At 54.6% G+C, this 6,747-nt stretch carries 8 protein-coding genes and 1 pseudogene; 4 read left to right on the top strand and 5 right to left on the bottom strand.

What is annotated here, in order from left to right; genetic code table 11:
- The 4 genes and pseudogenes from KK078_RS09380 to KK078_RS09365 form a co-directional block, all read right to left on the bottom strand.
- Positions 1-389: pseudogene (locus KK078_RS09380) on the bottom strand (hypothetical protein); the annotation flags it as partial.
- A 9-nt stretch (positions 390-398) separates the two neighbouring features.
- Positions 399-983, bottom strand: a complete 585-nt coding sequence (locus KK078_RS09375; RefSeq protein WP_254090001.1) for an adenylate kinase — start codon at positions 981-983, stop codon at positions 399-401.
- An 81-nt stretch (positions 984-1,064) separates the two neighbouring features.
- Positions 1,065-1,592: a hypoxanthine phosphoribosyltransferase gene (gene hpt, locus KK078_RS09370; RefSeq protein ID WP_254090000.1), complete on the bottom strand. Its 528-nt coding sequence runs from the start codon at positions 1,590-1,592 to the stop codon at positions 1,065-1,067.
- Positions 1,593-1,665: 73 nt separating this feature from the next.
- The gene (locus tag KK078_RS09365; protein WP_254089999.1) at positions 1,666-2,589 is read right to left on the bottom strand and encodes a M20/M25/M40 family metallo-hydrolase; all 924 of its coding nucleotides are present in this window, start codon (positions 2,587-2,589) and stop codon (positions 1,666-1,668) included.
- Between the two features lie 66 nt (positions 2,590-2,655).
- Here KK078_RS09365 and upp point away from each other — a divergent pair, with 66 nt between their 5' ends.
- Positions 2,656-3,303, top strand: coding sequence for a uracil phosphoribosyltransferase (upp, locus tag KK078_RS09360; RefSeq protein ID WP_254089998.1), 648 nt, complete (start codon positions 2,656-2,658; stop codon positions 3,301-3,303).
- Between the two features lie 33 nt (positions 3,304-3,336).
- Positions 3,337-3,789 (top strand): hypothetical protein, encoded by a 453-nt coding sequence (locus KK078_RS09355; protein WP_254089997.1) that lies wholly within the window; start codon positions 3,337-3,339, stop codon positions 3,787-3,789.
- A gap of 22 nt (positions 3,790-3,811) precedes the next feature.
- On the opposite strand, the gene sdaAA is transcribed toward KK078_RS09355, so the two are convergent.
- Entirely contained in the window at positions 3,812-4,711 is a 900-nt protein-coding gene (sdaAA, locus tag KK078_RS09350) for an L-serine ammonia-lyase, iron-sulfur-dependent, subunit alpha (protein WP_254089996.1), read from the bottom strand.
- A gap of 173 nt (positions 4,712-4,884) precedes the next feature.
- Between sdaAA and KK078_RS09345 the strand changes: the two genes are divergently transcribed.
- Complete coding sequence (locus KK078_RS09345) at positions 4,885-5,313, top strand: hypothetical protein (RefSeq protein WP_254089995.1); 429 nt, start codon at positions 4,885-4,887, stop codon at positions 5,311-5,313.
- 2 nt (positions 5,314-5,315) lie between these two features.
- Positions 5,316-6,692, top strand: a complete 1,377-nt coding sequence (locus KK078_RS09340; protein ID WP_254089994.1) for a M28 family peptidase — start codon at positions 5,316-5,318, stop codon at positions 6,690-6,692.
- Positions 6,693-6,747 lie beyond the last annotated feature (55 nt).

Genomic DNA, 6,747 nt, shown 5'->3' with positions numbered 1-6,747 from the left:
CCCCCCCCGCGCCCTCTTTTTTGCAAGCCGACGCGGGCATACGCCAGTAGAAGAAGTCTCGGGGGCGCGGAGATGTGTATACGCGACAGGCTCATACCCGTGCCCAGGGGCACGGGTATGATCTCGTCTTTGCCCGAGGCGCCGGTGCGGTCCTGCTCTTCGCCCGGATTACCGTTGCTCGCGATGACGTGCTTGCGGTATTTTAAGTGCAGCAGCGTCCAGTGTTGCGCGTCACCGCGCAGGATAACACTTCCTCCCCGGCCTCCATCGCCTCCGTCGGGCCCACCCTTCTGGATAAATTTCTCGCGGTGGAAGTGCAGGCAGCCTGCGCCCCCCTTTCCGGAGCGTGAGCAAAATTTAACGTAGTCAATGAAGTTCGGTGCAGACACGATGCGGGGTTATTTTGCTAATAAGCTTTTGTCGATCTCGGTGCAGATGTTTTCGAAGATCTCGTCGATCTTGCCCACACCGATAACCGAGGCGTATTTCTTATGATCTTTATAATATTGCGCTACTGCTACCGTCTCGGACTTGTATACGGAGATGCGGTTTTCAATCACTTCCGGTTTGGCGTCGTCGGGGCGGTTCTCTTTGCGGGCGCGGTCGGCCAGGCGTGTACGCAGCTCTTCTTCGGGTACGACAAGCTCTACGAGGACTTTAATGGGCGCTTGCTTGGAGGCCAGCAGTTTGTCGAGTGCCTCGGCTTGGGGAATGGTGCGCGGAAAGCCGTCGAAGATTATACCGGTGATGTTGCCGCTGCTTTTAATCTTATCATCCACCATGTCGATCACCACCTGGTCGGGCACTAAGTTTCCTTTATCCATATACCCCTGGGCCAGCTTGCCGAGCGGCGTGCCTTCCTTCAGGTGTTTACGAAACAGATCGCCGGTAGAAATGTGCGTCAACGAGTACTTTTCGATGAGCTTGGCGCTCTGCGTGCCTTTACCAGCCCCAGGCGGGCCGAAGAGAATGAGATTGATCATGATCTGTGTAGTCGTTTAGAATTTTAGGTTACATAAGCCGCCCAAGATACGGAATGACGCACGAATTACAATCGCTTGCATTTAGTTGGCGGCTTTGTAAATCTCTTTCAGGTTTCGTCCCAGACCGTCGTAGTCCAGGCCATAGCCCACGACGAACTCGTTTTCGATTTCAAACCCCGTATATTTTACGTTGATCATTTTTTCGCGGGCATGCTCTTTGCGCAGCAGCGCGACGACCTCTACGGACTTTGTTCCCAGGCTTTTCAGCTCTTCTACGATCTTCTGCAACGTATGGCCGGTGTCGACAATGTCTTCCACCACGATGACATCCTGGTTAAACAGGCTGGCGTCCATGCCGATGAGTGTCTTGAGCTGGCCGGAGCTTACCGTGCCGGCATACGAAGAAACCTTTACAAATGATACCTTACACGGAATTTCTATCTGCTTTATCAGGTCGGCGGCAAAAATAAAGGAACCATTCAGGATGGGGAGGAATACGGGTGTCTTCTCTTTGTAGTCCGTGTTGATCTGCTGGGCAAGCCCGCGGACCGCTTCCTGGATCTTCGATTTATTGATGAATTGCTTAAATGCCAGATCTTTTATTTGCATAGTGCTCCCGCTAAGGGGGCACAAAGATAGAAGAATTTGTAACACCCAATAGACCAGGTGTTCTGTGCTATTTTTACAGGTCTTTCATAAGCCATTGATAGAGCTCGATCATGGTGCGGATGTCATGCTTATGCACCCGTTCGTCGGGCGTGTGTGGCCCGCTTTCGGGGGCGCCTACAAAGCACCAGTCAAACGGGTAGGGCGACACCTGCAGCTCGCGGCCATCGCTCGAGCCCATGCCTTCTACCTCCAGTTGAAAATCTACCTGTCGCTTGCGGGCGATCGCGATGATGCGGTCGACAAAGCTGCGCCGGGGTATGTTCCGGTCGCGCATGGAGATGGCTACGCCCTTGCCGGGCTCGACGCCGTCTGACACCCAGGTGATGTCTGATATCAATGCCTGGCGCACCTGCCATTGCTCATAAATAAATTTGGCCAGGTAGGGGACGCTGCCGCCGCCGTGCTCTTCCCAGCAGGTGAATACAATGACGCCGTCTTTTAACGTCTCGGCCACTTTCAGCGCATTGTAAATGCCCAGGCGGTCGTCGAGGTACGCCGACTGGATATACATCTTACTGTCGCGGAAGTTTACTTTATAGGTTAGCTCTGTGCCACGGTCGATCTGGCGGCCGAAGGAATAGAAGGCATGATTGTCTTTGTCGAACTCCAGCACGCATTCGATGGCGCCGAGGCTGTCTTCGCCTACCAGTACGGTGCCGGCGTCGGCGTCGGGGCTGCCGATGGGCAGGAGCTGGTTGAAGTAGCGCACGGTAAACCCGATGCTGTCCATGTGGGCAAAGATGGCGGTGCGCGGCTTGCCGAACTTCAGCACGATACAATCCTGAAATTCTTCACCGTGGTATACTTCGGGCTTCACTTTCCACTTCTTGCTTTCTTTGGCGATGTAGCGCAGGAGAAAATCTTTCATGGCCACCTCGCGGCCCGAGGGTGCGTGTACCTCGCACAGCTGCTTTAAAAGCTTGAATTCTTGTATCATTCGCGCACGGTTTAGCGTTTTTATCCACAACTTTATCCTAAATTTTGCTTAGAAAAAAACGCATCCATGGTTTTCAATCTCAGCGAACAGAATTCAATTGCCAATCAGTTCCTGGCCGAACTACGCGACCAGGACATTCAGCGCGACCGGATGCGCTTCCGGAAAAACATGGAGCGCCTAGGCGAGATCATGGCGTACGAGGTTTCTAAAAGGCTGCTGTACGGCACCCGTATCGTTGAAACGCCGCTGAGCAAAACGCGGATCAATGTGCTCAAACAGGAGCCGCTGCTGGTCACAATCCTGCGGGCGGGGTTGCCCTATTTCCAGGGGTTTATCAACGTCTTTGATCGCGCCGACGCCGCTTTTGTGGGCGCCTACCGCGACGAATTCGCCCACGAACTGACTGTACGCACGGAATATATCACCACGCCGCCCCTGACGGGCCGGGAGGTCATTCTCATCGACCCGATGCTGGCCACGGGGCGCTCGGCCACCGATGCCATCAACCTGCTGATCAAAAAGGGCGGCGTGCCCCTGCATCTGCACGTGGTTGCCCTGGTGGCGGCCCCGGAAGGGATCAAGCAGCTGGCCCAGCACGTCAACGTGCCGTACTCTCTGTGGACGTGCGCCATCGACGAAAATCTGAACGATAAGTTTTACATTGTGCCCGGTCTGGGCGATGCGGGCGACCTGAGCTATGGCACAAAATTATAGCACGCGAAACGGCAATCCGGCAACACGGCACGTATGTGGGAATCGATCCTGAAAGTTATACCCATCTATTTTTCCAGCATGTTCAAGTTTATCCTTGGACCGGTGGGCGGCTATGCGGCCGGGCTTACGCTTATGACGACCATTCTCGTAACGGTGGCGGGTATGATGACGGTAGTATTGCTCTTTTCATTCTTCGGCGATTTTATGCGCCGGCAACTTTTGCGGATCCGGACCAAGCGCCGTTTGTTTTCCAAACGCAGCCGTAAGATCGTTGTCATCTGGCAAAAGTACGGGCTGCTGGGCGTGGCTATCTTAACACCTGTTTTTTTAACACCCATCGGCGGTTGCGTGCTGGCGATCAGTTTTGGTACGCCCAAGGAGAAACTGATCTTTTATATGTTTGTCAGCGCAGCGTTCTGGTCGGTGATTTTCAGTAGTTTGATCTACTTTTTTGGGAATGAGGTGTTGCCGGATATAATTCGTTAGGGGGCTGTGGGAGTTATTGCGATTACACTTCATCGGGCAACACTTCGATGTCGTGTATTAGTACGCGCTTGGCAATGGCTTGTCCTGTTTTGGTGGCGGCCAGGCCGCCGAGGGCGGTTTCTTTATAGCGGGTTTCCATGCTGGCGCCGATCTCGCCCATGGCTTCGATCACTTCGTCTACGGGTATAACGCTGCTGACGCTGGCCAGGGCAATTTGCGCGGAGCTGTTGGCGATGGCGGCGGCGCTGGCATTTCGCACTACGCACGGTACCTCTACCAGTCCGGCTACGGGGTCGCACACGAGGCCCAGCATGCACTGTACGGTGATCGCCACGGCGTTGAATACCTGGTCGGTGTCGCCGCCTAGACAATGTACAATGGCTCCGGCGCCCATGGCCGCAGCCGTGCCGGTCTCGGCCTGGCATCCGCCGACGGCCCCCGCGATGGATGCTTTCTGCTCCATGATCAAAGCCACGCCGGCGGAGATCAGCATGGCTTCGAGGATGGTATGATCGTCGATCTTATGTATATCCTGTAATGTATACAGCACGCCGGGCATGATGCCGCTGGCACCCGCGGTGGGCGCCGCCACGATACGGCCCATGCACGAGTTCACTTCTTTTGCGGCCAGGGCGCGTGCGATCAACTGCTGAAACTCTACCGACAATACCGGCGTTGGATACCGGTATACTTTTTTGGCGCCGTTGTTGATCATACCGGATCGCGATACCATCTCGTCTTCCAGGCCCGCGCGCACGGCTTCTTTCATGACACTCCACGCCTGTGCCAGGCCGTCCCACGTTTCTTCTTCCCGGCGGCTCTTTTGCTCGCGTTCATACTCCAGTACCACCTGGTGGAGCGATAATCCCGTCTGTTCGCTATACTGCTTCCAGCCGGCAAACGATTCAAACAAAAATCCCATGCATGTGATGCGCTAAATGCAAGTACGAAGTACGAGGTTTGCCTGAGCCCGAACAAACAAAAACAGATTTTTCGGGTGGAAACACACGTTGTAGAAGCTATACTTTCAGAGATGCGGTATACCGCAACATTTACTTTCGCCAAAACATCAAAAATCCGTATCATTGAAATGTCATGAAGCATTTTATCTTTTCCGTCTTTCTCTTACTGCCCGTTGTGGTGGTGTCGCAGGATCAAAATTTCTGGGATACCCTGGCCAAGGTGCGGTTCGAGAACCGAAAAGATAAAAGCGGATACGACGTGGAGGTACCAGTCTTCAGTCCTCCCCTGCTGGCCTTCCACAACAAGAAGATCACCCTGAAGGGTTATATCATTCCGCTGGAAGAGCTCGGTGGCCAGGGCCGGTTCATGCTTTCGGCGTTGCCGTTCAACCTGTGTTTCTTCTGCGGGGCTGCGGGGCCGGAGACGGTCATTGAAGTGCAGACTCCGCTCAAGATCCCGTTCACGACCAAACCGATCACGCTGGAAGGTACGTTGTTGCTCAACGACAAGGATCCGAATCACCACATGTATATTCTCTCTGCTGCAAAACGATTAAACTAACTATGATAAAATTCTCTTTACGCTTGCTGTTGTTTGCTTGTATAGCCACCCCCGCGGTGGCCCAGTCGCCGGATGCGTCGGCCATCCGCCAGATCTTTGACACGGAGCTCAGCCAGGGCAAAAGCTACGCCGCGCTGGAATACCTTACTACCCGCATCGGCGCACGGCTGAGCGGATCGCCCGGTGCGGCGGCCGGCGTAGAATGGAGCCGTCACGAAATGGAGAACTTCGCCGACAGCGTTTGGCTGCAGCCTGTTATGGTACCACACTGGGTACGCGGCCAGCAGGAGCAGGCCCGGGTATTAAACTCCAAGAAACAGGGCACGATCGAAATGAATGTCTGCGCCCTGGGCATGTCTGTGGGCACGGGGCCGGAAGGCGTTACGGGCCAGGTGATCGAGGTAAAGAGCTTCGAAGAATTAAAACAGCTGGGTGAGAAGAAGATCAAAGGCAAGATCGTTTTCTTTAACCGCCCCATGGACCCGAAACAGATCAATACTTTTGCGGCGTATGGCGGTGCCGTAGAGCAGCGCGCGCTCGGCCCTTCGGAAGCAGCGAAGTATGGTGCGGTGGGTGTGATTGTCCGCTCCATGGGTGTCAACCTGGAAGATTATCCGCACACGGGGTCGCTGCGTTATGCGCTTAATATTCCCAAGATACCGGCGATTGCGATCAGTACGCGCCATGCCGAGCTGCTGAGCAAGTTACTGGTGTCGGAAAAAGATCTTCAATTCTATTTCGAGACGCACTGCGAGACGTTGCCGGATGCTCCGTCTTTTAACGTGATCGGTGAGATCAAGGGCTCGCAGTATCCGAACGAGATCATTGTCGTGGGCGGCCACCTGGACTCGTGGGACCTGGCACAGGGTGCACACGACGATGGTACCGGCTGTGTGCAGTCGATGGAGGTGTTGCGGATCATGAAGATGATGGGTTACAAACCCAAGCGCACGATCCGCGCGGTGATGTTTATGAATGAAGAGAACGGCTTGCGCGGTGGACTGGAGTATGCGCGCCAGGCGGCGCTCAAGCAAGAGAAACACATTGCCGCTATCGAGTCTGACGACGGTGGTTTTACGCCGCGCGGTTTTACGATGAATGCCGCGGAAGGTCCGAAGGCCCGTATTAAAAGCTGGAAGCCACTCTTTGCGCCGTATGGTCTGACCGACTTTGACGAGGAAGGCGCCGGCGCTGACATCGGTCCGCTGGAGCCGCAAGGTGTAACGACGCTTGGCTTCCTGCCCGATTCTCAACGGTACTTTGACTATCACCACACCCGTGCTGATACTTTCGACAAAGTAAGCAAGCGCGAGCTGGAGCTTGGCGCGGCATCAATGGCGGCGATGGTATATCTTATCGACCAGCACGGTCTGAATTAAAAAATAACAGCCCCGGAAAGGTATATACTTTCCGGGGCTGTCTTTTGTGTTGTTT

The sequence above is a fragment of the Dawidia soli genome, assembly GCF_018598185.1.
GTDB classification, from domain to species: Bacteria; Bacteroidota; Bacteroidia; order Cytophagales; family Cyclobacteriaceae; genus Ohtaekwangia; species Ohtaekwangia soli.
Note: the sequence above shows the minus strand (reverse complement) of the source record. Positions and strands in the feature narration are given on the sequence as shown.